The following is a 25246-nucleotide window of genomic DNA, read 5'->3' on the forward strand; positions in this document are numbered from 1 at the left end:
GCCGCGCTGTACCCGTCGATCAGCATCGGCGCGTCGGCGGGCTCGGTCGGGGTCGCCGCCGACCTGTTCTCGTCCACGACGAATCGCTGGTCGTTCGGCCCGCTGATCAGCTGGTCGTTCCCCGTCAACGGCCAGCGTGCACGCGTGCGCGAGGCCGAAGCCGCAACGGGCGGCGCGCTCGCGCACTTCGACGGGGTCGTGCTGAACGCGCTGCGCGAGACGCAGTCGAGCCTCGCGACCTATGCGGCTGACGTGCAGCGCACGGAAGCGCTGCGCACGGCGTATGAATCGGCACGCAATTCCGCCGACGAAACGCATCGTCTCTATCTGGCCGGCCGCGAATCGTTCATCTCCGATCTCGATGCGACACGCACGCTGACGAGCGTGCAGGCGCAAGTGGCGGCAGCCGAAGGCCAGGTCGCGACCGACCAGGTGCGGCTCTTCCTCGCGCTCGGCGGCGGCTGGGATGACGATGCAGCATCCGACGCGGCGAAACAGACGTCGAAGCCAACGCCGGCAAGCAGTGCGTCGGCAGCCTCGGCCGCCGTCACCGCAGCCGAGTAACCCGCCGACGAAGACCTAGAAGCGCGTCTGCACCCCGACACGCGCCAGTAGCTGATTCGGGCCGCTGGCGGTGCCGTTCGGGTCGATGATGCCGCTGACGAGTGCCTGCGCGTTGGCATTCGCGCGCTGGTACACGGCGACCGCATACACGGTGGTCCGCTTGGACAGAAAGTAGTCCACCGACGCGCTCAGCTGGTGCGCGTGATTGTTCTCCAGATACGCGTTGCCCTTCATGTACATGTAGCTCGCACCGAGCTGCAGCGCGGGTGTGACGAGGAACGTCGCCCCCAGTTCGCCCTGCGCGATCGCGCCGCCGTTCGCGCCGTTTCGCACGGTCGTGATGAGTGCGCTCGTCGAAAGGCGGCCGAAATCGTAGCGCGCGCCGACGCCCCAGTTACGGATGCCGACCTGCGGCCCGCCCGGCTGCAAGTACTTGACCTCGGTGAACGCGGCAGCGGCGCCAAACGCGCCGTGGTCGTAGTTCAGGCCGGCGCTGACGCTGTTTCCGCTTCCGATCGATCCGGGCACACCGCCGAATCCATACATCGCCCCCATTCGGAAACCGTAAATGGAAGGCGACTGATACTTGACCGAGTTCGCGACCGTCTGGCCGGACATCCGGTCCCAGTCGAACTGCGCCGCATACGGCGGGTTGTACGGCAGCGCGATTTTCTGGAACGGGCCCGCGCGAAAGTCGTACAGGCCACCGACCGCAAACGCCGCATCGGTACGACCGAAGAACAGCGAGTCGATCATGAAGTCGTACTGGTTACCGAACTTGATCGACCCGAACCGGTTGTCGGTCAACCCGACCCATGCGTTGCGCCCGAACAGGCCTTTTCCGGGCGGCTGGATCGCCCCCGTTCCGACCGCAATCTGGCTGACGAGATCGAAGACCGCGTGCGTGCCGCCACCGAGATCCTCGTCGCCCCTGATACCCAGCAAATTGGGCGCCATGATGCCGTCGTCGAACTTCAGGGTGCCGTGCCCGCCCGAATTGCTGATGTAGGTGATGCCCGCATCCAGAAAACCATACAGCGTGACGCTGCTACCCGTTCCCGCCTGCGCGTCATGCACGCATGCCGAAGCGCCCAGTGCGATTCCCAGCCAGACCACATTTTTCATTGCTCGTCTCCATTGACCTGATTTCCAGTTTATTTAGTTATATTGATTATTATTTTCGTGTTGCCACATCGAATCGATGCGTGCCGGCTGGCGTAAAACGAATCCCGCCGGTGCCGGCGGTGCCTGTCCTGCACGGACAGGCACGACTGCCTTGCGATCGAACCGCTACCGCGCGGTGGAGCGCGTATTGAGAAGATCCAGCGCGACGTCGACGATCATGTCCTCCTGCCCGCCGACCATCCGGCGCTTGCCGAGCTCGACGAGAATATCGACCGCCTTCAGCCCGTACTTCCGCGCCGCCGCTTCCGAGTGGCGAAGGAAGCTCGAATAGACACCGGCATAGCCGAGCGCCAGCGTCTCGCGATCCACCCGAACCGGCCGATCCTGCAACGGACGCACGATGTCGTCGGCCGCATCCATCAGCAGGCGAAGATCCGTGCCGTGATGCCAGCCCAGGCGCTCGGCTGCCGCGACGAACACTTCGAGCGGCGCATTGCCGGCACCTGCCCCCATGCCGGCAAGACTCGCGTCGATCCGGTCGCAGCCTTCCTCGACGGCGACGATCGAGTTCGCGACGCCGAGGCTCAGGTTGTGGTGCGCATGCATGCCCGTCTGCGTGTCGGGGTTCAGCACGGCCTTGATCGCGCGAAAGCGGTCGCGCACGTCGTTCATGTTCATCGCGCCGCCGGAATCGACCACGTAGATGCAGGTCGCGCCGTAGCTTTCCATTTTCTTCGCCTCGACGGCCAGCCGGTCCGGCGTCGTCATGTGGCTCATCATCAGGAAGCCGACCGTGTCCATGCCGAGTGCGCGCGCATGCTCGATATGCTGCTTCGAGATATCGGCCTCGGTGCAGTGCGTCGCGACACGCACGACGCGCGCGCCCGCATCGTATGCCGCTTTCAGGTCGTGGATCGTGCCGATGCCCGGAATCAGCAGCGTCGCGATCTTCGCGTGCGTGACGACGTCCGCCGCGGCCGCGATCCATTCGGGATCGCCATGCGCACCGAACCCGTAGTTGAAGCTCGATCCTTGCAGGCCGTCGCCGTGCGCGACCTCGATGCTGTCGACCTTCGCGGCATCGAGCGCACGGGCGATCGCCTGCACGTCATCGATCGAATACCGATGCCGGATCGCATGCATGCCGTCGCGCAACGTGACGTCGGAGATAGTGAGTTTCTTGCTCATGATGAAGGCCCCGTTACGCGCTCGCGCGCTGCAGCGACTGCGCCATGCGCTCGGCGGTCGCGAGCGCGGCGGACGTCATGATGTCGAGATTGCCCGCATACGGCGGCAGGTAATGCGCGGCGCCCTCGACCTCGATGAAGATCGAGGTCTTCAGCCCGCTCATGCGGCCGAGGCCCGGGATATTCAGCGGTGCGGATTCCGGGATCACGTCGAACTGCACCGCCTGCTTCAGTCGATAACCCGGCACGTACGCCTGTACCGCGCGCGCCATCTCGTCCACCGACGCCGCGATCCGCGCTTCGTCGGCCAACGCCGACAGCACGTAGACGGTGTCGCGCATCATCACCGGCGGCTCGGCCGGATTCAGGATGATGATGGCCTTGCCGTGCGCCGCGCCGCCCACAGCTTCGATCGCCTTCGACGTCGTCTCGGTGAATTCGTCGATGTTCGCGCGCGTGCCGGGCCCGGCCGACTTGCTGCTGATCGACGCGATGATCTCCGCGTAGTGCGCTTTCGCGACGCGGGAGACGGCCGCGACCATCGGAATCGTCGCCTGGCCGCCGCACGTGACCATGTTCACGTTCGGTGCGTCGAGATGCGCGTCGAGATTGACGACCGGCACACAGTACGGGCCGATCGCCGCGGGTGTCAGGTCGATGCAACGAATGCCGGGCTTAAGCGCGCGCAGGAATGCGTCGTTCTTCACGTGCGCGCCGGCCGACGTCGCATCGAATACGAAGTCGATGTCGTCGAACACCGGCAATCGCGCCAGGCCATCGACGCCTTCGTGCGTCGTCGCGACGCCCAGGCGCGCCGCGCGCGCCAGGCCATCGGACGCCGGGTCGATGCCGACCATCGCGGCAACGTCGAGATGCCGCGCGTGCCGCATGATCTTGATCATCAGGTCGGTGCCGATGTTGCCCGAGCCGATGATCGCGGCCTTGAGTTTAGGATGGCTCATGAAAGTCCTCAATCGATGAAAGTCGCGCGCACGCCGCCAAGGCCGGCAACATCCGCGACGAACGTGCCGGCCGCTCGCACGGCGACCATCGGCCCGAGCGCGCCGGTCAGGATCAGGTCGCCCGCGCGCAGCGGCGTGCCGAGCCGCACCATCCGGTCAGCGAGCCACGCGGCCGCGTTCAGCGGATTGCCGAGGCAGGCGGCGCCGTTGCCGCGCGACAGCACGTCGCCGTCCGACATCAGCGTCATCTCGCAGCCGGCGAGATCGACGTCCTTCAGCAGCACGGGCCGGCTGCCGAGCACGAAGCGTGCGCTCGACGCGTTGTCCGCTACGGTGTCGACGAAACGGATGTCCCAGTCGGCGATCCGGCTGTCGACGATCTCGATCGCCGCAAGCGCATACGCGCAAGCACGCTGCAGGTCGGCGAACGTGTGCTTCTCGTGCACGAGGTCATGCTCGAGCACGAGTGCGATCTCCGCTTCGACCTTCGGCTGGATCAGCTGCGCCAATCGCATCGGCTCGGCATCGCCGGCCGCCATCGACGCGAACAGCGTGCCGAAATCGGGCTGGTCGACGCCGAGCTGCCGCTGCACCGCGAGTGACGTCAGGCCGATCTTGCGCCCCACGATGCGCTCGCCATTGCGGACCCGCAGGTCGACGTTGGCTTGCTGCACCGCATACGCGGCGGCACCGTCGTCCGTTGCGATCTCGCCGCGCACGGGCGCCGTCGCCCTGCATTGCGCCTCCGCGTGGCGAAGGCGCGCGGCCAGCGTATCGATGACTTCGGAATCCGGCATCTTCAAGGTTCTCCCGCACTCGGTCGGTGGTGGGCTGGAATCGCGCGTATCCATCACGCGTTCGCGATGAAATCGGCAACCAGGCGGTTGAACTCGTCCGGATGCTCGATCATTGCCCAGTGCCCGCAGCGGTTCAGCAGCACGAGACGCGAATCCGGAATGTTTGCGAGCAGATACAGCGACGTCTCGAACGACACCACGCGATCGTCGCGGCCGTGGATCAGCAGCGTGGGCGTCTTGATCGCCGGCAGCAGCTCGGGCTTCACCCACTTCGGCAGCGGCGCGCCACCCGGCAGCCCCGCCACATAGTTGCTCAGGTGCTCGGGGCGCAGCAGCGCGGCATCCGAACGGGCCTGGCACAATTCCGGCGTCGCGAAGCGCGCCTTGTCGTACACCATGATCTCCACCAGCCGGCGCATGTGCTCCGGCGACGGATCGCGGTACGCCTGGATCAGTACCTTGAGCCCTTCGGACGGGCCGTCGCCTGCGCCGAACAGCGTGGGCATGCGGCCGACCGGCGGCCCCATCGTCACGAGGTGCGTGATGCGTTCCGGATATTCGGTCGCGAGCCGCAGCGACGTCTGGCCCCCCATCGAATTGCCGACGAAAGCGGCCCGCTCGATGCCCAGCGCATCCATGAACTGGATCGCCGCGTCGACATGGTCGAGCTGCTCGACCGTCGCCGAATCCGATTGCCCCCAGCCGGGCATGTCGACGGCGTACACGTGGAACTGCTTCGCGAGCGCGTCGATATTGCCGCTGAAGTTGCTCCATCCGGTCGCGCCCGGGCCGCTGCCGTGCAGCAGGATCACCGGATGACCGCTGCCGGCCTCGTGGTAATGAAGTTGCCAGTCCCGCGTCTTGACGGTGCGGCTGGTCTGAGCCTGGGTAAGCGCCATGATGGTTTCCTTCCCGAAAGTGATTGAGGTGTGTCGCAGCAACGCTGCGGTCGCGCCCGGGCGCGGTGCGTCAGCCGCGCAGCAGGTCTGCGACGACGTGCGGAGGACGGTGCCCCCAGGTACTGAGCCGGTCTAGGTGCTGGACTTCCCAGCTGGATTCGTCGATGACGAGCCCGCCCCAGCCGAACTCGACGTTGAAGCCCGATGGCGTACGAACGTAGAAGCTGAACATCCGGTCGTTGGGGTGCATGCCGAGGCTCATCTCGAGCGGCTGTTTCGCTTCGAGGCACCGGTCGTGCGCGAGCCCGACGTCGCCGATATCGGCCGCCTCGATCATGAAGTGATGCATGCGCTTGCCGAACGGCATGTTCGCGAACGCGACCGTGTGATGACGCGGGTTGCAGCGCAGGAATGCCACACTGGCCACGATGCCGGGTGCCACCTCCTCGTCGATGACGTCCGTCGTGCGAAAACCGAGCAGCCCGTACCAGTCGACGAGCAGGCTACGGTCCGTGCCGTTCTCGATCAGCACCTGATGGCCCGCGCCGATTCCGCCGGTCACGAAGCGCGACACGCGTTGCGGCGACTGGAACGGCGTATCGGCGGCGGCCAGCCCGACATAGAGTTCGATGCGGTTGCCCAGCGGATCGGCCGTCACGGCAAGGCGGCGAACCGACCGTTGCGCGCACAACTGCGCATCGCCCTCGACTACTTCGTTGCCGGCCGCGCGCAGCCTGCCGACGATCGCATCGAGATCCGCGTCCGTCTCGCAACCGAAACCGGTAAACGCGAGATCGTCGGCAGGCCCCCGGACGACGATCCAGCGGTGCACCGCATCGTCCATCCGCAAGCTCAGCATGTCGTCGGCGCGGCTGCCGACCTGCATGCCGAGCAGGTCGGTCGCGAAGCGTTCCCACGCGGCAAGGTCGCTGGCCTCGATGCCGACGTATCCGAGTTCCGTCACTGTACTCATCCTGCTCTCCTTCATTGATTCGTCCCGCATCGGCTGACGGTGCGATCGGGTACGGCGAGGCCGCTCACGTCGGCGGCCGCGACGAACCGGTCCGGCCGCAGCGCGACCGCGCGTGCGCCGAACTTGCGCAGCCACGGCTGCAGCACGCCGTCGAGATCGACGAATTCGTCGGGGCCCTGCGTATGCTCATGTTGCTGGCGAACGGCGATGTAGCGCGCACCCAGCCGGTCCCACGCCGCCTTTTCATCGGTGCTGAGCAGGCTGGCCGGATCGACGTCGTCGCCAAGGAGTACGAAGCCGTCCCCCAGCAGGTCGTCCAGCCGCGCCATTGCGCCACGGTTATCGCCCACCACCGGCTGCGGCACCATCCGGCCGACGACGCTCTCGTCGCCGAGCGGGCCGCGCAGCCAACCGGCCGCAAGCACGGGCGGCGCAATCAACGGCGGCTCGGGCGCGTCCGGGCGGGGCGGTGCGGCAAGCGCGGCCTGCTCGTCCTCCGACAGTTCCTGCTTGATGATGCGGCCGAGCTGAACGGCAAGCTGCGTGTAGAACGTCGCGTTCGGCCGGCGTTCCGTCTCGTAGGTGTCGAGAAAATCTTCGGACAACGTACCGTTCAGCACACCAGAAAGCTTCCAGCCGAGGTCGAACGCATCGCGCATGCCGGTCTGCATGCCGGCGCCGGCCCATGGCGGCATCAGGTGCGCGGCGTCGCCGGCGAGAAACGCGCGGCCAGCCCGCCACGTATCGGCCATTCGCGTGTGATGCCGGTAGAACGCATATTGATGGATCTCGACGTCGTCCTCGCTCACCCCGAGCGCCTTCAGCAGCGGCCAGACCTGCTCGTGGGTCGCGAAATCGGCCTCGCTCTCGCCGGGCTTGAGCGGCAGTTCCCAGCGGTGATTGCCGCCGGACAACGCGATATCGACCACGGGCCGTTCCTTGTCGGACCAGAAGGTCAGCAGGTTGCGATCCGGCCACCAGCGCTTCACGCGGCAGTCGATCACGATCCACTGCACGTCCAGCGTATCGCCGAGCAGCTTGATGCCCAGCATGCCGCGCGTCGCGCTGCTCCCGCCGTCGCACCCGATCACGTAGCGCACACGCGTGTCGTTCGTTTCGCCGGTCGCCGTATTCCTCGTACGCACGGTGACGCCTGCGTCGCCCTGCGTCAGCGCGACCACCTCGAAGCCGTAGCGCACATCGATCTCGCGCTCGTACTTCGCCGCGCACTCGCGCAAGGCCGCTTCCATCGTCGGCTGATAGATGTTGAAGAAGCGCGGCTTGATGCCGAGCGTCGACGGCGGATGTTCGATGCGCATGATCTCGGTGCCGTCGTAACGCATCCAGCGCAGCGCGCGTTGCGGATCGATGTGCTTCAGCACCGCTTCGTCGACGCCGAGATTCTGGAAGATCCGCATCGTCCAGTCGTTGACCGTCACTGCCCGCGCCCGCGGGTAGATCTCGCGGTGCCGTTCGAACGCCACGCAGGAAATGCCGTGCCGGGCCAGCGTGAGCGCGGCGATGACGCCGGTCGGACCATAGCCAACGATCGCAACGTCGGCGTCGTACTGGTGAGTCATGGGGTGTCTCCTTCTCCTGTTTTCGTTCGCCAGGTGGTGTGACGGTCCACACCGTCGATGGTCGAATTGTACCGATAGGTCCAAAACTGAAAATCTAGGGAAAACGCTTATTGGACCAATCGGTCCAATAGTTGAGGAGCGTATACTTTTGGAATGGACAATCCACAACAAATCGGCAACCGGCGCGGTCAGAAATCACGCCAGGAAATCCTCGACGCGGCGGCTCGCGTCATGTCGGCCTATGGCTATGCCGGCACATCGATGTCAGCGCTGGTCGAAGCGACCGGCATCCCGAAGAGCGCGATCTACCATCACTTCGGCTCCAAGGCAGGATTGCTCGCGGAAGTGATGGCGCAAGGCGCACGGGGCTTCTTCGATGCGATGCGCAATGCGCACGAGAACCCGCCCGACGGCACGCCGCGCGAGCGTCTGGGCTGGTATCTGCAGAAGACCGGCGAGGTTTTCCTGCACCGCGAGAATTTCCTGCGCCTGCTGTTCGTGATGGTCATGAGCAACGAGGCAGCGGAGCCGGAGGCGATGCAGACGGTCGTCGATGTGCGTAATGAAGGCCGTGACTACATGCGCGACATGATTCGCAACGCGTTCGGCCAGGACGGCAAGGGCATGACCGCCGCCACCGCGGACGATCTCGCGTACTTCGGGATGATGGGTTTCGACGGCGCGTTCGTTTCGTTGCAATCGGGCGACCCGCGATCGATGACGAAACACATGGCGCAGCTGACCGATGCACTCGTCGCGCTGGGCGAGACGCGGGCCACCCCGGCCCGCAAGACGGCTTCGCGCCAGGCCGCGGCGCCGCGCAGCGCATCGAAGCGAAGCTAGGTTCCCGGGCCGCGAACCGCCGGATACTTCGCGTCGTCCCGCAGCGCAGCATGGGTTGCGGGGCGGCCGTGACGCCGCCGCGCTACTCGCCGGGCGATGCGCACGAGGCGGCCCGGGGCTCGCCGGAAGCTTCCGACGAATGACCCACCGAGCGGCCGAGCGACCGTTCGCAGCCGGAATGCCGGGCATCGCAAACCCGAGCCGCATTTCGCCGGCATTGAAGGTAAACTCGTCCGCAATTTCCCGCCTTTTACCCACCGCCCGCCGGGCGGCTCATTTTCCGGAGATCCATCATGCGAACCAGCGCCCGCAACCACTTCGCCGGCCAGGTCAGCGCCGTCAAGACCGGTGCCGTCAACGACGAAATCACGCTCCGCACGCAGGACGGCCTCGACATCGTCGCCGTGATCACCCACGGCAGCGCGGCGTCGCTGGGCCTCGCGGCCGGCACGAAGGCGTTCGCACTCGTGAAGGCGTCGTCGGTCATCGTGATGGTCGACGTCGACAGCAGCAAGGTGTCGGCCCGCAACTGCGTCGCAGGCACCGTATCGTCGGTCGCGAAGGGCGCGGTCAATTCGGAAGTCGTGATCAAGGCCGCGGGCGGCGCCGAGATCGTCGCGATCGTCACCAACGACAGCGTCGATCGCCTCGGTCTCGCGAGCGGCACGGCTGCATCCGCGATCTTCAAGGCATCGAGCGTAATCGTCGGCGTCGAGTGAACGCGTGACGATCGCGATGGCGATCCGTTCGGCACGGCGCATTCACGCGAATCGCGCCGTGCGGCTGTCCGTCGGATGCACGCGATGACAGCCGCGTTCGATCACGCTCGGCAACAGGCGCTACAGTCGTTGCTGTCCGCAGCGGACGGCGCAGACACGCCCGACGCACGCCTGTTCGGCGCACTCATTGCGGCACGCGCGCGCCGCAATGAACTCAACCTGCTCGGCCTGTCTCATCCGCAGCTGACTGGCCTGCTGGCGCGGCAGTTTCCGCGCCTGCCCGCGGCCGATGTCGCGGCACTCATGCCGACGGTCGCGATGGCACTGCTGCCATCCACTCATGCGACGTTCGTCGAGACGCTGCACGCACGGCTGATGGACGACGCGAATCCCGCCGCCAACCGCGACGACGCCGGCTGTCTCGCGTCGATCATCGCGCATGCCTGCCTGCGCCCCGATCATCTGTGGCGCGATCTCGGGCTCGACGGGCGCGACGCGGTATCCGCGATGCTCGATCGCTATTTCCCCGCGCTTGCCGCGCGCAACGTCGCTCACCTGCGCTGGAAGAAATTCCTCGCACAGGAAGTGGCCGCCTCGCTCGATGCGCCGCCGGGCCCCGCCCCCGGGTGCCCGGGCTGCGAGGATTTCGGCGTCTGCTTTCCTCACGCGCGATAACCCGCGATAACCAGCACGGCTGGCCCGGTCTACCCATTCGATCCGTCGCATCGCCATCCGGAGAAACCGCCTTGACCGACATTGCGAGCCCCAACCTGCCGTCACGCGATTTCGAAGTCACGTCCCGCTTCTACGAAAAGCTCGGGTTCGCTGAAACCTGGCGCGACGATGGCTGGATGATCCTCAAGCGCGGCAACCTGTTGCTGGAATTCTTTCCGCACCTCGAACTCGATCCCGCGACGAGCTGGTTCAGTTGCTGCTTCCGGCTCGCGGATGTCGGCACGTTCTTCGACGACGTGCTCGCAGCCGGCATTCCGGAGCAGGCAACCGGCTGGCCACGCGCGCACCGGCCGACACGCGAAGCCTGGGGCGGCACCGTCGGCGCACTGATCGACCCTGACGGCTCGCTGATCCGGTTGATCCAGACCGAAGACTAGGCGCGCAGCCGCCGTTGCGTCCGCGATCGGGCGGCGCTGCAAACAGATCCGCGCGCGATGCGGCGCACGTCCCATAAATGGTCACCTTGTGATCCGTATCGTTCGCCGTTCATGACGCGATCAATGCCGGTGCCGGTGATGAATGTCCGGAAAATGTGCATGACTGTGCGTGATCGGCAGATGCACATGCGGATGCGAGTGGGGTTCGTTGCCGTCGTATGCAAAATCGTGCGCATGCTGGTGATGTTCGTCGTGCCGATGCCGATGCGTGTGCTCGAGCGGCTCGTGCGTGTGCGCGTGTTCATGCCGCTCGCGAACGTGCAGCCAGATGCCGAGCGCCATCAGCGCGGCTGCGATCCAGAACGTCGCGGGCGGCAGCGCGGGCCAGATCAGCAGCGACAGCACGACGCCGAACAGCGGCGCGACCGAGAAATACGCACCCGTGCGCGCACTGCCGAGATGACGCAGTGCGACGACGAACAGCACGAGGCTGATCCCGTAGCCGCCGAGTCCCGTCAGCATCGCGGCAGCCGTGACCGGGACCGCCGGCAGCGTTGCGCCGGTCGCCAGCGCGATGCCGATGTTCACGGGTCCGGCGATCAGCCCCTTCGTACACGCGATGACCATCGCGTCGTTTGCGGCCACCTTGCGGGTCAGGTTGTTGTCGACCGCCCAGCACAGGCATGCGCCGACGATCAGCAACGCGCCGGCCGGCACGCCGGCTCGCCCCGGCGTCCACGACAGCAGCGTACCGCCGGCGACGATCGCGACCATTCCGAGGAACACCTGCGAATCCACGTTCTCGCGAAACACGACCCACGCGATGACGGCCGTCAGCACGCCCTCGAGATTGAGCAATAACGCGCTCGTCGCTGCCGGCGTGCTCGACAGCCCGAGCATCAGCAAAGCCGGGCCGGCCACTCCGCCCGCCGCAATCGCACCGGCCAGCCAAGGCAGGTCTGCACGCTGCAGTGGCGCGGCGTCTGCGATCGGCGCATGGTGGTTGCGCAGGCGACGAAGCAGGATCCCGATACCGAGCCCGACGCCGCTGCCGAGATAGAACAGGCCGGCGACCATGAACGGCGACATCGCGCCGATCAGCGCCTTGGCGAGCGGTGTCGCGGCGCCGAACAGCGCGGCCGCAGTGAGCGCGACGAGAATCGCGGAATGTCTCGAGTGCATGATCCGGTTTGAATTGATGTTGAAAGGCGCCGACCGTGGCAGCGGGTCGGATCGCAGCGGGCTTTTCTTACCTTTCGAAACGCAAGCTGCATTGCAGCCGGCCAGCTTGCACGCGCGAACCGACGGCCGCGCCGGGATTATCGCGCGTCATCATGTCACGATGACCGGACGCGATCGTCCACGCGACTGTCGGTGGTTCCGGCGTGCCTCTATTTTAGGAAAACGAATTAATTGAATGAAGCGTTGCCGCATTCCGGACAGGCGTATCGTCCACGCGCAAGCGACACGGTCGAAGCAACGCGCATGTGGCGCCGATCGGCGAACTTTCGTCGTCCGGTCGCGTGGTCTGTTCGAGGCGGAATGGGTAAAGGCCCGGCACGTCGAGCACCGGTGGGAGCAGTCCTGGCCTGCCTCGGTCGAGGCAGGTCAGTCTGTCGTGTCATGCACCGCACGCGATGTGCATGCGGATCGCGCCGTGCGGTAGGCAGCGGCGCGGTGCCGGTTACTCGTTTCCGGCCGTTTGCTGCTCGACCTGCGGCGCTGCGTCGGCTTGCGCTTCCACGTTTGCCGGTTGCGGCTCTGCGACGGCGGCGGCGGCCTCGGCTTGCTGCTCGGCCTTCGGCTGCTGCTGCGCGCCCTTGGCCGATTGCCCCGCGCCCTTGCCGGGGCGGCGAGCCTTCAGCCGGCGCGCCCGCGCTGCGTCGTCATGCGTGACGCGCCCTGCTTCGTTGCCCTGCAGATCGACCCGCACGGCGTCTTCGACGAGGCACGACCAGTAACGGTTGCCACGGCACCACGTCGACATCGCTTCGCGCAGTTCGGCTTCGTTGAGGCCGACGGCCTGTGCTTCACGTGCGAGGTCGTCCCAGATACCGACCTTGAGCGGCACTTTAGGGGCCGGATTCTTCGGGAACGCACTCGGAAACTTACGCTGCAGTTTGCCGATCGCAACGATGACCGGATCGACCGGCGCCGACGGCTTCGCCGAAGCAGGCTTCGCGCGATGCGGTGCTTTGCCGCCGGCCGCAGCCGGCTTGGCGCCACGCTGCGGCTGGTCGCCGGACTTCGGCTTCGCGCCGGTGTCCGCCGGCGCTGCCGGCCGCTTCGCGTTGCGCTCCTGCTTGGCCTTCGCTGCGAGCTGCGCCCGCAATTCGGCAAGTTGTTCAAAACCCATAAATTCAATCCACCAGGAATATAAGGTGTGGTTCGTGCGGCCATGCCGCGCGGCGCAAAAGCTTCGCCGCCGTGCGTGCGACCCGTCTGCCGCCGATGCGGAACACTACGGGGCCGCATCGCGCACGCCACTCTGTTTTCGGGCACCCGGCCACGATGCCGGACAAGGCAGGAGTGGAAGTATACCGGTACGCGCGGCGGCCGGTTGACTCACTGGTCTGCATTGGCCCGATTCGGGGTACCGGAAATGCGTCCATGCGGTCGTGTTGCGCATTATATGGATACGCTTCCGGATGTCACGCCGTTCATCCTCGACAACGGAAATCGGGGCCATCTTGCACGCCGCGATTGCCCCGGCAGCACGGATCGACGCCCGACACCGGGCACGGAGTATTCCGCCGCGGGACGTCGAATGCGAGCCCGCCGCATCGGTACGTCGCGGGCCCCGCTGCGATTCCGCATTCCGGACAGCGGCGCCGGCTGCGTGCACATCGACGATCACGTCGATGGATCGGCGCAAGTGCCGTGCCCACTCCATGACATCGGTGCCCGCGCCTGACTCGTTGCGTCCGCATCGATCCCGTGGCGCACGTAGAGGCCGGAAAGTGCGTAGTATGGCCGAATCGATGTCGTCGGCCGCGTACCTCGGCCCGTTTCGCCGCGCCCGCGGCGAGCCGCCGACATCCCGCTTGTCCGCCAAAAGAACGAACCGGTTGTACGAAACGGAGCAGATACATGGTTCCCCCACACGACATCACGCACGACGGCATCACGCGCGAGGAGATTCACCATCGGCAGATCGACATGCGCGGCTATCGGCGCAGCGACGGCCAGTTCGAAGTAACGGCCTACCTCGCCGACCGCAAGACCTTCGATTTCACGCCGCCGGGCGGCACGCGAACGGTCGCTGCGCTGTCGCCGATCCACGACCTCGGCGTGACGCTGGTGTTCGACGCCGACATGGTCGTCCGCGCCGTCTCCACGTTCCTCCGGTCGCATCCGTATGCGCAGTGCCCGGGCGGTGGCGACTCGCTGCAGGCACTCGTCGGACTGAGCATCGGCGCGGGCTGGAACAGCGAGATCCGCAAGCGCCTGCCGTCCTGCGATACGTGCACGCACCTGAAGGAATTGCTCGGCCCGATCGCCACCACGGCCTATCAGACGATGGTCGGCATGCGCAAGTCATCGTTCGAGGAGCGCGATAGCGAGGGAAAACCGCTCAAGATCGACAGTTGCCATGCCTATGGCGCATCGCGCGATCTCGTGAAACGTCTTTGGCCCGAATATCACCGGCCTTCGGGGACGGCAAAGCGCAGCTAAGGACCGGGCATTCGGCCAGCCCCCGTGCCCGCAGAACGCGCGCGTAGCGTGCACAAACGTGCGTTGACCGGTCGTCGCAATCGCGGCGCCAGCGATCAAAAGACACCCAGTGCAAGCCCCGCGGCAAGACCGGCACCCAATTCGGCGCAGCGCGCGAGATCGTCGCCATCGATCGTCTTCGCCGCGAGGATGCGTTCCGGTGTCTGCGCGTGCGTACAGACGATCAGGCCCGGTGCCACGTTCTTCAACCGCCATCCGGTCGCGATCCGGTCGATCTGGCGCAACGCGTTCTGCCCATCGCTTCCCGCGCAGATCATCACCGCATACGGGCGGCCGTTCACGCGATCGAGCGCCGCGTAGTAGCAGCGGTCGAAGAAATCCTTCATCAGCCCGGACATTGCCGCGAGATTCTCCGGCGTTGCGAACAGATAGGCGTCGGCGGCCAGCACGTCGTCCGCGCTCGTCGCATCCGCGCGCTGCAGCCTGACGTCGACGCCGGTTTGCTCGCGCGCAGCGCCGGCAGCCGCTTCGGCCATCTGTTGCGTGCCTCCGGTCATCGTGTGATAGACGATCAACAGCGTCTTCATTCGTCGTTACTCACATTCGGTTTCAGGTGCGCTGACGGCATCGCCGATTTCCGCTGAATGGCCAGAGATCAGAGGCGGCTGTTCCGCGTTCGCTTCCGCGGAGCGGCCGGCTTGCCGGCTCGTCGTTGCGAGGCACGCAGCGATGATGCGCGTTGCGCCAGGTTCGATTCGCGCAAGTTCGACCGGATCCACGATCAGTCCCGATCAGTCCCGATCAGTCCGTTACCGCACGCGATGCGTCGGTGTGTTCCGGTCGCGCGTAGTACGCGAGAAACATGTCGGCAGCGGATTCCGCGATTTTTTGTTGCTCCGGCTCCGCGAGCGGCGGCTGGCCCATCGTGACCTGCGGCCAGAACGCGAATGCCTTCACGACACCGTGCAGCTGATGCGCGGCAAACACCGGATCGGTGACGGACAGGCGTCCGGCCGCCGCCGCTGTCCGCACCCAGACCGTCATGTCTTCCTCGCGCTCGTCAAGGCGCTCGACCATGTCACGCGCCCGTTCCGGCGAATGGATGGCCGCGCCGATCGCGACGCGTGCGAGCGACAGAAATGCCTCGTCGCCGAGCAGGCGCATTTTGCGATCCAGCAACGCGAGCAATTGCTCGCGCAGCGGCACATCGGCACGATAGGTTGGTGAACTGCCGGTCTGGGTCGCATCCCACAATTTTTGCAGGATCGCGGCGAACAACGTTTCCTTGCCCGGGAAATGGTTATAGACCGTGCGTTTCGACACGTCCGCACGCGCGGCAATACGGTCCATGCTGGTCGCGTCGTAACCCGACGCGAGAAATTCCTCGATGGCCGCGTCGACGATGGCCGCGCGCTTTCGATCGGTCAGGCGTTGAGGGGGAGTAGGGGTATCCATTCAGAAATTTTACACCGGGTAGTTTACTTATCCCAGAAATAAACTACACTGTTTAGTGTACTTTATCCTCCGGACGAACCGACATGGCATCGCCTCTCGTTTTGATTCATCGCATTCTGGGTTTTGCGGCCGCTCGACGCGGCCGCACGCTGTCTGGCGGCTCGCCGCAGCACAATGGCGAGCGCTTCAGCAATGTCGCGCCTCGTCCGGTCGAGGGGTTGAGCAAGACGCTCGGGATCGCCTGGAACATGCTGTTCAACAAGCCGCGCAATACCGTGCCTGCGGGTGCACTGCCCGTCGATTCGCTGACGCGCGCCGAACTCGATGCGGCCCCCGATCGCAGCCTGTACCGGCTTGGTCATTCGACGCTGCTGCTCAAGCTGCGCGGCGAATTCTGGTTGACCGATCCCGTATTTGCCGAGCGCGCGTCGCCGTTCCGGCGCGTCGGTCCGAAGCGTTTCCATGCGCCGCCGATCGCGCTTGAGGATCTTCCGCCGCTGCGCGGCGTGATCCTGTCGCACGATCACTACGATCATCTCGACCGCGACACGGTGCTCGCGCTCGCCGCAACCACCGGTGTGTTCGTGACCACGCTGGGTGTCGGCGACCGCCTGATCGAGTGGGGCATCGACGCGAAGAAAGTCCGTCAGCTCGACTGGTGGCAGAGCGTCGACGTGGCCGGCCTGACGCTGACCGCGACACCTGCCCAGCACTTTTCCGGGCGCAGCCTGTTCGACGGCAACAGCACGCTGTGGGCATCCTGGGTCATCGTCGACGACGACTTGCGTGTGTTCTTCAGCGGCGACACCGGCTACTTCGACGGCTTCCGGACGATCGGCGAGCGACTCGGGCCGTTCGATGTCACGCTGATCGAGACAGGCGCATACGACGCGCAATGGCCGTACGTACACATGCAGCCGGAAGAAACCGTCCAGGCGCACATCGATTTGCGCGGCCGCTGGCTGGTCCCGATCCACAACGGCACGTTCGATCTCGCGATGCATCGCTGGCAGGAACCATTCGAACGCGTCACGGCGCTGGCGATCGTGCGAGGCGTCGAACTGTCGACGCCCAGGATGGGCGAGCGGCTCGCACTCGACGAGCCGCATCGCGGCGAACGGTGGTGGCGCACGGTCGACGAGCGCGTCACGTCCGTTGCCACGAAATCGCGCCGCTGGTCGCTTTGCGCGTCGCAGGCGACGAAGTAGATCCACCTGTCGTTGCACTTATTTCCCGGAGCGCGGTAATGCCGCGACTCCGGCAGGCGCGTTGCCGACGTACCCGCACGTCGACGGGCTGTCTGTAGACCCGCTTACCTGAGTAGAGAAGTCATGCACCCGGCACCCGTCCGATACGCACCCGGCCAACCAGTCGACGACGCCACCTTCGCCGCATTCAACCCAGCAGCCTGCCGATCGACGAGCCATAGCCGAGAGAACGACCTGCGGCTGGCGCTCGCGGAGCGCGTCGCGAGATGGACGGAAAGCGCCGACCACCTCGCGACGGCCATTCCGAACCTGAGCCTCCATCGAAGGGAGGCGACAACGCAGCCGATGGACTGCCTGGTCGAGCCGAGCTTCGGTCTCGTCGTTCAAGGCACGAAGCGGCTTATTCAGAGCGGCGATGTGTATCTCTGCGACGCCAACCGCTTTCTGATCACATCGCTCGACTTGCCCGGTTCGACGCAGGTCATCGAAGCCAGCCGCGACAGGCCCTTTCTCGGAATCGGGCTCAAGCTTGATTTTCGCGTGATGGCCGAACTGATGGTGCAGGTCGCACCGGATCACGAGGAAGCCCCCGCAGGCCGCGGCCTCGTCGTCGGCGATATGAACGAACCGCTCTACGACGCGGTGAACCGGTTGCTGGCGTTGCTGGATGACCCGAACGCCATTGCAGTTCTTGCACCGTACGTCGAGCGAGAAATCTACTACCGGCTGCTGACGAGCGACCAGGGTGCCCGGCTGCGTCAGATTGCATCCGCCGGCAGTCAGGGCAACCGCGTGTCGCGGGCGATCCAGTGGTTACGGACCCATTACGACGAATCGCTGCGGGTCGACGATCTGGCTGCGCAGGTGCAAATGAGCAGTTCGACTTTCCACCACCACTTCCGCCAGCTCACCGGCATGAGTCCGCTGCAGTACCAGAAATGGATACGGCTCAACGAAGCACGTCGCCTGATGCTGTCCGAGCGGCTCGACGCCGCGTCGGCATCGTTCAGGGTCGGATATGCGAGCCCGACTCAGTTCAATCGCGAATACAGCCGGTTGTTCGGAAATTCTCCGCGGAGAGATATCGATAGCCTGCGGAGCGGAGCGGATGTTGTCCAGTCTGTTGTCGCGATGTATTGAGCACAGGGGCGGTACCGGAGATGCAGGATGCCGCGTTTGGCGGTATCCGCAGAATGATTGGATCGCTGCCTCAATCGTGGAGGGGCGATCCGATTGAGCCAGACGAGCGCAGCGGGATGTGCTCTTGTTGCCAGCTTCTGATCAATTGCCCGGCAGCCGTCTGCGAATTTCAATTTGAGTATCGAGAGATGCTTGGGCGGCTCGCGACGTTGCCCCCGAACTCACAAGCATCCATCGGCCAGAGACAAGTCGTCTCATACTGTCCTCATGAACTGATAAGGACTTTGCCCTTTCCTCAACCGGGTCGTCCTTCTGTCTTCCAGACGCTCTAGCCTCTAACGCTCCACTGCCGTGAGTCTTGCGTCACGGTGCAATCCAATGATTTGCTCGGCCAGCGTGTGCGTTGTCACGTGACAACTCGGGCTGATAGTTCGGCTCCGCACGTTTAATGAAAGGCTCGACAACGTGTCCGTGACACATCGGATTCGCCTTAGCTCGATTTACCTACGGCACCAGATCGACCCAAAAAAATTTCAATTACCACGAATTACGTATCAAACCATACATATCGTGGTGTATTTGCACCTCCTTCGGAGCGCCGAACGCGAAATGATCATGCGCCCCTATTTACAGGGTTCATCTCGTCGATTTCGCGTGAAACAACATGAAGAATATAGCGCAACCCATTGCCAGATAAGGATTTCCACGAGCACCGAATTTCTTGGAAATGTTTCACGATCCGGCCCGTTTGGGTTGTCATGTGGTCTTCAACTGCGAAGATTGTCGTAAATCGGAGCCTCACCTCCAGAGTTGTCACGCAAAAGCTCCCTACTGCACGGGTCGTAACTCAGGTATGCGCGTGGCAAAGCCCATACCCTCCCCTGCTGACCAAAGAGTGCGACGAAGGTGATCTGAGCGCCCCGCATAAGTAGGGACATATCAATGCCATCCTGGACATTCATCCGAGGGTGCAGTCCACCAAGCCGAGCGGCACCTTACCGCTGACACCTGAATGCGAATAGCCAGCGACGAGGCCCGCAGGACCTGCAGGCCACCTGACGATCCAGACTCTTCGATATAGATGTCTCCCGCCCCGTATGCAGTGCACCGCGCCACTTTCACACGCAAAGCCCCGATACAACGCGCCAGTTGTCACGTGACAACTCCTCAGTCAACTCACCCAGGGGATTGCATTTCGCGAAGAGCCGACGATGGCGAATCGCTTCTTTCTCAATCAACTTGCTTGCGCTCTATGGCGTCCGATTACAACTGCTCCTGAAAGGCGATTTCGAACTGACGTTACCTTTCGCTCTGAATCAATTGTCACGTGACAACTCACCGCACGAGAGATAGTCACACCGAGCCAAAGAGCGGAATTCGGGTCTCGAAATGATCTTGCCATAGCGGGAAGTACGATCGAATCAAAGATTTCCTGGCGCCGGACTATGTAGCGAAGGAGCAAACCCCTGCCACTTGTCACGTGACAACCAAGTTTTCCGGTGACCCGCTCGGAATTAACAAACTGGAACTGCGACGAGTTCTATCAGGAACACCGCGAGATCAGGCGGCCCGTCACCATTCTCTACGCAGCCATCGACATTTAAATTCGTCGATTTCTTCTCGATCTTCGTACGTGCTTTTCAATCGTGATCGTCGATTCTATTTTTACTCGATCACTAGTCGCGACTGATTCGTTGGCCATTCGGCCCACTTGTCACGTGACAACTACATCAATCACCAAGACATACATCGCTTCGAAGTCTTTTTCTGGACATTTCGACAATAACTGCATATATTACGCAAAACTCCGTGGAGGAATTTAATGGCTTTCAAGATCGCCGTCAGCAATCAAAAAGGTGGGACTGGAAAGACAACCATCTCCGTCAATATCGCCGCTGCGTTCGAAGCCGGCGGCAACAAGGTCGCCCTGATCGATGCCGACCCTCAAGGCACGTCCGTCCGGTGGGTAACGAGCGGCGAGAACACGCTGCCGATGACGGTTCTTTCTCTGGCCCCTGCCGGTCGTGGCATCGGCGGCGAGATCAAAAAACAGGACGCGAACTTCGACGTGATCGTTGTCGACTGTCCTGGCAACCTCGAAGACCCGCGAATTGCATCCGTACTCGAGGTCGCCGACTTCTGCCTCGTACCACTGTCACCGTCGCCGGCCGATCTCTACAGCACCGTTGCGATGATCCGCATGATCGAGTCGATGCGGTCAGTCCGTAACCCTAAACTTTCTTCCGCATTAATGCTGAATAGCGTTAATGGAAAAACTAAAATGCGTGAAGAAATTTTAAAAATTCTAAGGGCTGAAGAAATAGGGGAGCATCTGCTCGACAGCCAGATCGCGCAGCGCGAGGTCTACCGTCAGACGTTTGCGCTCGGCACCACCATCCATCACCACAATCGATATCTGAAGGGCCTGAAAGAAGCCCGGGCGGAAATCGAAAAGCTGGTTACGGAAATGGCCCAATACATCGCGTCGACGCGCGCTACCGGAGCCGCTCATGGCTAAGGACACATCGAAAGACAAGAAGCCGACCGGCAACCTGCATCTCGCAGCCGGCCTGCTGCGTGGGCTCGCGCAGGAGAATGCGGCACTCGAAACGCGGCTGCCCGAACCGGCGGCCGCACCGAATGCCGCCGGTGAGACGGCAACCGCCAGCGCCCCGGCCGAAGCCACGCCCGCCGGCACGCCGGACCTTGGCGCGCCTCAGAAGGTATCGGTCAAGGATTGCATTCCGAACCCGTTCAACCCGCGCGTGTTCTACTCGGAGTCGAGCCTGCACGAGCTCGCCCTGACGCTGAAACGGGAAGGGCAGATCGAGCCGATCAAGGTTACGCGACTCCCGGAGTTTCCCGGCAAGCTCGTGGTGATCGACGGGCAACGCCGGCTCCGTGCGACGAGCATCAACGGCGACGAAACCATCAACGCCACGTTCCGCACGGATCACACGCCGGAGCAGCTCTACACGATCGCGTATCGCGCGAACCACGACCACGAACGCCAGACGATCTTCGACGATGCGGTCGCGTGGAAGCGTCTCCTCGACGAGAAGGTCTTTTCCGACCAGAACACGCTGGCGGAAAAGATCGGCAAGGACAAGGCATCGATCAGCAAGACGCTGTCGCTCAACGCACTCCCGAACACACTCCTGGAACGGATGGCGAGCGCGAACGACGTGGTCGGCCTGCAGGCGGCGTACTTCCTGAAGCTGATCTTCGAACGCTTGGGCGAGCCGACTGCCGACCGGCTGTTGACGGCCGTGATCGACCGGAAGAAATCGGTTCGTGATCTGGAGAATTTCCTGCGTGCACAAAGCGACGGCAGCAAGAAAGCGGGACGCACGCGTTACAGCGTCCGCCACGACTTCGCGCTCGAATCGCGCGCGATCGGCCAGTTGAAAACCTATCCGGACGGACGTCTGGATCTGCAGCTCAAGGGGGTCGACGCATCGCACCAGGAGGCGCTCGCCGACAAGCTCAAGACCGTCATCGACGCGTACGTTGCCGAACTGGCAACGGCTACGTCACAGTAACGCGCGAAAAGCAGAAGGCCTCGCATCCGCGATGCATCGCGAAGCCGGACAGCAATGTCCGGCGCGCGACGCACACCCGGCTGCGAGGCCTTGTTCAGTTGCCTGCGAGACTGCTTTTCAGCAGGAATTCCAGCAAGTCGTCCGAGGTCGGTTCGCCCCACGTATCCAGCGCGAGCCATCGGAAGAAGCTGGTCTGCGCGAGCTTGCTCGCCTTCTTCTTCGGCGACAGCGTCAGGTCCTTCGAGCCTGCCACCGTCTCGTTGTAACGTTCGATCAGCTTGGTCTGGTCGTCGATCTCCAGTTCGCGGAAATACGCGCCGGCTTCTTCGACCTTCGCCGCCAGATATTTGTCGCGAATCTGTTCCTGCTTGCTCTGCGCGGATTCCTTCGCCGGGGCGGCCGCCTCCGATCCCTGCCCGTCGGACAGCGTGTAGCCGTGCGTCAGCGCCTTGCGGAAATATGCGGCCACGTTGTCGACCGGGGCCGCATTCTTCTTCGTAGTCCGATTGAGCGTATAGGCAATCGCCGCCTTGATGCGCTGCACGCCGTATTGCGTGATCAGCCGGCGTGCTTCCGAACGCGGGATGCCGAACTTGGCAACCTCCTCGACCAGCGCTTCGTTCTTGACGTCGCCGTCCTCCACCGTATCGGTGCTCTGCTTGCGCGTCACCTTGAACTGAACGGCCTCCACACTCCGGCCGGACTTGTGTTCAATCAACTCGAGCGTGTGATCCGAAACTTCGTTTACCTCCTGAATACACGGCACCAGGACCTTGCTCTTGAACAGCTTGTATTCCTTGTACGACTGCGACGCCTTGTCCTGGCCGAGAATGAGGTCACGAAATTTCGGTAACGGGATCTTCGCGGTGATGCCGATCCCCTCGTAGCGCACCGTGTTTTCCCACAACGCGAGCGAGTGTGACCGCCGGAACTCGCGGGCGATCCGCATATCGATCAGGGCGTAGATCTCGGGGTTGAGCAACTCGCTGCGAATCTGGTCGGAGAAGCTGTACTTCAGCACCGATTGCTCGAGCTCCGCGCCGGCGAGCAGGCCCGACGCTTTCCAGACTGTCGACCGGTCCGCGGCCAGATAGTCCCAGTTGACGACGGTACTGATCAGCGAGTTGACCGTGTCCTTCACGTACTTCGTGTTGTTGCTGTTCAACCCGCTCTCGTGCGAAAGCGACGCAAGCGAGATCGAGAAGCTCGTCCGGCCTGGCTCGAACGCCTCCTGTCGAAGCGCGTTCTTGATCAGCGAGCTGAACATCTTGCGCTGCTGCAGACCGATCTTTCCGGACTTCGGCGCGATATGAATCGCCTGGACCGCCTTGCGCAGCAAGTCGGGAGGCTCGGGTGTCTGAAACAGTGAAACCTGTTTGTCTGAGCCTTTGCTTGCGGGCTTGCGCGGCATCGTAATGTCCGGATAAGGTGACCTTGTTGAGAGCGGACTTTATACCTTTTCGCGTCGAGGAGCAACGCCCTTGTTCCGGCTTTACTTGCACTCTCGCGGCTAACCTACAGATATCAAAGGGAAATTTACAATCAGACGATCTATGCGGAACCCCATATCCATCTACCTTTCGACAAAAATGCTTCCCACAAGTCGCTACCTTTCATACCCGGACACGGAAACCCGGCATGAGAATTGCCCTCGGCAAGGTAACCATCCATGGGAAGCAAACGCGCAGAATCGAGATCGTTAGGCAAATTCGTGGTGCTCTGCAGCACAGACCGGTTTTCTTCCCATAACTTGCTACCATTGTCGATTCCCACAGGAGGGTACCTTTTGACTGGCTTCGGTTGCCTTGGCTGCGCGGATTTTAGCCCTGAAGGCCGAGATCGCTCCCATAAACGGCAACCTGTTGTTTTCCCCATAGAAGGTCACCTGTCGGTGCCATCGATCCTGTCCATGGGAACCCGCCACCGGGAATCGTGGAGAAATGCTGTCGAGCCGCCCCAAATGCTACCCATAACCCGCTACCTTTCACGCGCCCCATAACCGGCTACCAGAGAAAAATCGCTGTGCGACCCAGCACTCACGAATCAAAAAAAGCGCCCCATAAAAGGCTACCTACGAGCATTCCCATAGATGACTACCCAACGCGTTCCCAGGCCGATTTCCCATAACCGGGTACGCGTGCCCCATATCCACAACCCAGATTCCCCACAACGCGGTACCCCAAAACCCAAATCCACAGACCTTAACTCCCAAGCCCTTACACCTGTGCTCCCATAAATGGGTACCGAACACCCATCAAACCCTTACCAGATAAGGCAGTGAGCCGTCTAAAAGTAGTTAAAGAAGTAAACGTTGTTAACAAAAGATGTAAACACACGTGCGCTTCCACAGAAAGACGAACCCCATAAACCGCTACCAATGGGAGCCGTCTATGGTGATCCCGGCACCTCAAACCGTCGATTCAAGCCTGGAAACAATGACTTGGCGCCCCGTTCTACACAGGCTCCAGGCTCGACAAGGCTTCCAGAAGAGGTGAGTACACACTCACTTTGACTGAAACGTAGAAACCTATGGGAGAAAAACGGATAGAAAGTCCCGTTTCCGGGCACAGGTTCCCATTTATGGGATCGAAAAACCGGCTCCGTGACCTCGCCGGCGCCTGTAACCGACCGACAAAGCGGACCAACGATCCGGAAACACGAATCTCTTTGGTTTCGTTCACAGCAGTTTGAAATCATCCGGGACAGCAGGCGAAGGGTTTTTTGCACTCGTGCTTCCCTGTCCATGGACAAGTTTTTCCGATTGGCCACCCGCGCCTCTCGACAAATTTAGCCTGTGGGCTGTGTACAGAGGAAATCGACGCCACTCGTTTTACAGCGCCGGTGGTCTTCCAACTTTCTACCTTTGGCGTCACCAACCGAAGTTCAACGCTGTGCACCCAGAGCACAAGGAGAGGTCCGGGAACGGCTTCCTGCAGATCAGCTGGGCCCCGGTACGCTGTCAGCACGCATCGCCGGCTCCTGGGTCGATCCAATGCACGTCGCGAACCAACGTGAAGATGCGGGCGACCACGAAGCTCACCGTCATCGAATTCGAGCGATGATCCCGAACATTCTCACCTTCCGACAGTACCGAATCCCGTAAAAGCTCACCCGCCAGACGAGGCCACAGAAATTGACATGCTGTGCGGGGCGCGACACCCGCCTGGATTCGGGCGACCAAAACCGCAGAATGAAAAACCTGTGAGTCGCGGACGTTGCGCGGTGCGTTCCTGAGCAGATTCGGACGGATCACAAGCGTTGTCGAGACATCACAACCCTACGCGCCATGATCGCCGGACGAGCGTGCCGACATCGGTGCGGCGTCGTAGGCGTAGCCGTGAAGCAATTCCCCCGAATGTCTTCACCGCACGCTACGTGTTGATGACCTTTCGTCATACGGACCACGGGACCACAGGACCACGCGGCGACGAGTGTTACCGCTCAGGTAAAGCTCGGCATCACAGT

At 63.1% G+C, this 25246-nt stretch carries 22 protein-coding genes; 10 read left to right on the plus strand and 12 right to left on the minus strand.

Annotated features, from left to right (window positions below; all coding sequences use genetic code 11):
- The coding region (locus G3O00_RS05235) for a TolC family protein (protein ID WP_206142309.1) at window positions 1-564 on the plus strand (564 nt) is incomplete at its 5' end.
- Between the two features lie 15 nt (window positions 565-579).
- On the opposite strand, the gene G3O00_RS05240 is transcribed toward G3O00_RS05235, so the two are convergent.
- The 7 genes from G3O00_RS05240 to G3O00_RS05270 all read right to left on the minus strand — a co-directional run bounded on the left by G3O00_RS05240 (window position 580) and on the right by G3O00_RS05270 (window position 8087).
- Entirely contained in the window at window positions 580-1689 is a 1110-nt protein-coding gene (locus tag G3O00_RS05240) for a porin (protein ID WP_241024965.1), read from the minus strand.
- A gap of 165 nt (window positions 1690-1854) precedes the next feature.
- Window positions 1855-2877 (minus strand): 4-hydroxy-2-oxovalerate aldolase, encoded by a 1023-nt coding sequence (dmpG, locus tag G3O00_RS05245; protein ID WP_206142310.1) that lies wholly within the window; start codon window positions 2875-2877, stop codon window positions 1855-1857.
- Window positions 2878-2890: 13 nt separating this feature from the next.
- On the minus strand, window positions 2891-3838 hold the full coding sequence (locus G3O00_RS05250) for an acetaldehyde dehydrogenase (acetylating) (RefSeq protein ID WP_206142311.1): 948 nt from the start codon (window positions 3836-3838) through the stop codon (window positions 2891-2893).
- A gap of 8 nt (window positions 3839-3846) precedes the next feature.
- Window positions 3847-4635, minus strand: a complete 789-nt coding sequence (locus G3O00_RS05255) for a fumarylacetoacetate hydrolase family protein (protein WP_206142312.1) — start codon at window positions 4633-4635, stop codon at window positions 3847-3849.
- 53 nt (window positions 4636-4688) lie between these two features.
- Window positions 4689-5534 carry an alpha/beta hydrolase gene (locus tag G3O00_RS05260; RefSeq protein ID WP_206142313.1) on the minus strand — a complete coding sequence of 282 codons (846 nt, stop codon included), beginning with the start codon at window positions 5532-5534 and terminating at the stop codon, window positions 4689-4691.
- A 70-nt stretch (window positions 5535-5604) separates the two neighbouring features.
- A complete protein-coding gene (locus G3O00_RS05265) occupies window positions 5605-6507 on the minus strand; it encodes a VOC family protein (protein ID WP_206142314.1) in 903 nt (300 codons plus the stop codon).
- Window positions 6508-6518: 11 nt separating this feature from the next.
- Complete coding sequence (locus tag G3O00_RS05270; protein WP_206142315.1) at window positions 6519-8087, minus strand: bifunctional 3-(3-hydroxy-phenyl)propionate/3-hydroxycinnamic acid hydroxylase; 1569 nt, start codon at window positions 8085-8087, stop codon at window positions 6519-6521.
- A 153-nt stretch (window positions 8088-8240) separates the two neighbouring features.
- Between G3O00_RS05270 and G3O00_RS05275 the strand changes: the two genes are divergently transcribed.
- The 4 genes from G3O00_RS05275 to G3O00_RS05290 all read left to right on the plus strand — a co-directional run bounded on the left by G3O00_RS05275 (window position 8241) and on the right by G3O00_RS05290 (window position 10761).
- Window positions 8241-8930: a TetR/AcrR family transcriptional regulator gene (locus G3O00_RS05275; protein ID WP_174928911.1), complete on the plus strand. Its 690-nt coding sequence runs from the start codon at window positions 8241-8243 to the stop codon at window positions 8928-8930.
- A gap of 293 nt (window positions 8931-9223) precedes the next feature.
- Window positions 9224-9649 carry a TOBE domain-containing protein gene (locus G3O00_RS05280; protein ID WP_011350412.1) on the plus strand — a complete coding sequence of 142 codons (426 nt, stop codon included), beginning with the start codon at window positions 9224-9226 and terminating at the stop codon, window positions 9647-9649.
- A gap of 84 nt (window positions 9650-9733) precedes the next feature.
- Window positions 9734-10324, plus strand: a complete 591-nt coding sequence (locus tag G3O00_RS05285) for a nitrogen fixation protein NifQ (RefSeq protein WP_206142316.1) — start codon at window positions 9734-9736, stop codon at window positions 10322-10324.
- Between the two features lie 71 nt (window positions 10325-10395).
- Window positions 10396-10761 carry a bleomycin resistance protein gene (locus G3O00_RS05290; protein ID WP_206142317.1) on the plus strand — a complete coding sequence of 122 codons (366 nt, stop codon included), beginning with the start codon at window positions 10396-10398 and terminating at the stop codon, window positions 10759-10761.
- A 120-nt stretch (window positions 10762-10881) separates the two neighbouring features.
- Here the strand turns inward: G3O00_RS05290 and G3O00_RS05295 are convergent, their stop codons facing one another.
- Window positions 10882-11943 carry a DMT family transporter gene (locus G3O00_RS05295; protein ID WP_206142318.1) on the minus strand — a complete coding sequence of 354 codons (1062 nt, stop codon included), beginning with the start codon at window positions 11941-11943 and terminating at the stop codon, window positions 10882-10884.
- Window positions 11944-12445: 502 nt separating this feature from the next.
- Entirely contained in the window at window positions 12446-13117 is a 672-nt protein-coding gene (locus G3O00_RS05300) for a ProQ/FinO family protein (protein ID WP_174928906.1), read from the minus strand.
- A gap of 734 nt (window positions 13118-13851) precedes the next feature.
- Here G3O00_RS05300 and G3O00_RS05305 point away from each other — a divergent pair.
- The gene (locus G3O00_RS05305) at window positions 13852-14436 is read left to right on the plus strand and encodes a DUF2889 domain-containing protein (RefSeq protein ID WP_206142319.1); all 585 of its coding nucleotides are present in this window, start codon (window positions 13852-13854) and stop codon (window positions 14434-14436) included.
- 95 nt (window positions 14437-14531) lie between these two features.
- On the opposite strand, the gene G3O00_RS05310 is transcribed toward G3O00_RS05305, so the two are convergent.
- Together G3O00_RS05310 and G3O00_RS05315 are read right to left on the minus strand one after the other, a co-directional pair.
- The gene (locus G3O00_RS05310; protein WP_174987963.1) at window positions 14532-15023 is read right to left on the minus strand and encodes an NAD(P)H-dependent oxidoreductase; all 492 of its coding nucleotides are present in this window, start codon (window positions 15021-15023) and stop codon (window positions 14532-14534) included.
- 214 nt (window positions 15024-15237) lie between these two features.
- Window positions 15238-15891, minus strand: a complete 654-nt coding sequence (locus tag G3O00_RS05315; protein ID WP_206142320.1) for a TetR/AcrR family transcriptional regulator — start codon at window positions 15889-15891, stop codon at window positions 15238-15240.
- An 83-nt stretch (window positions 15892-15974) separates the two neighbouring features.
- On the opposite strand from G3O00_RS05315, the gene G3O00_RS05320 reads away from it, so the two are divergent.
- From G3O00_RS05320 to G3O00_RS05335, 4 genes are all read left to right on the plus strand, one after another.
- Window positions 15975-17099 (plus strand): MBL fold metallo-hydrolase, encoded by a 1125-nt coding sequence (locus tag G3O00_RS05320; protein WP_206142321.1) that lies wholly within the window; start codon window positions 15975-15977, stop codon window positions 17097-17099.
- A 123-nt stretch (window positions 17100-17222) separates the two neighbouring features.
- Window positions 17223-18239: an AraC family transcriptional regulator gene (locus G3O00_RS05325; RefSeq protein WP_206142322.1), complete on the plus strand. Its 1017-nt coding sequence runs from the start codon at window positions 17223-17225 to the stop codon at window positions 18237-18239.
- Between the two features lie 1822 nt (window positions 18240-20061).
- Entirely contained in the window at window positions 20062-20757 is a 696-nt protein-coding gene (locus tag G3O00_RS05330) for a ParA family protein (RefSeq protein WP_206142323.1), read from the plus strand.
- Complete coding sequence (locus G3O00_RS05335; RefSeq protein WP_206142324.1) at window positions 20750-21781, plus strand: ParB/RepB/Spo0J family partition protein; 1032 nt, start codon at window positions 20750-20752, stop codon at window positions 21779-21781. The genes G3O00_RS05330 and G3O00_RS05335 overlap by 8 nt, the downstream gene beginning before the upstream one ends.
- 94 nt (window positions 21782-21875) lie before the next feature.
- Here the strand turns inward: G3O00_RS05335 and G3O00_RS05340 are convergent, their stop codons facing one another.
- The gene (locus G3O00_RS05340; protein ID WP_011350425.1) at window positions 21876-23192 is read right to left on the minus strand and encodes a replication initiation protein; all 1317 of its coding nucleotides are present in this window, start codon (window positions 23190-23192) and stop codon (window positions 21876-21878) included.
- Between the last annotated feature and the right edge of the window lie 2054 nt (window positions 23193-25246).

This window comes from Burkholderia sp. Ac-20384, assembly GCF_017104605.1.
GTDB classification, from domain to species: Bacteria; Pseudomonadota; Gammaproteobacteria; order Burkholderiales; family Burkholderiaceae; genus Burkholderia; species Burkholderia lata.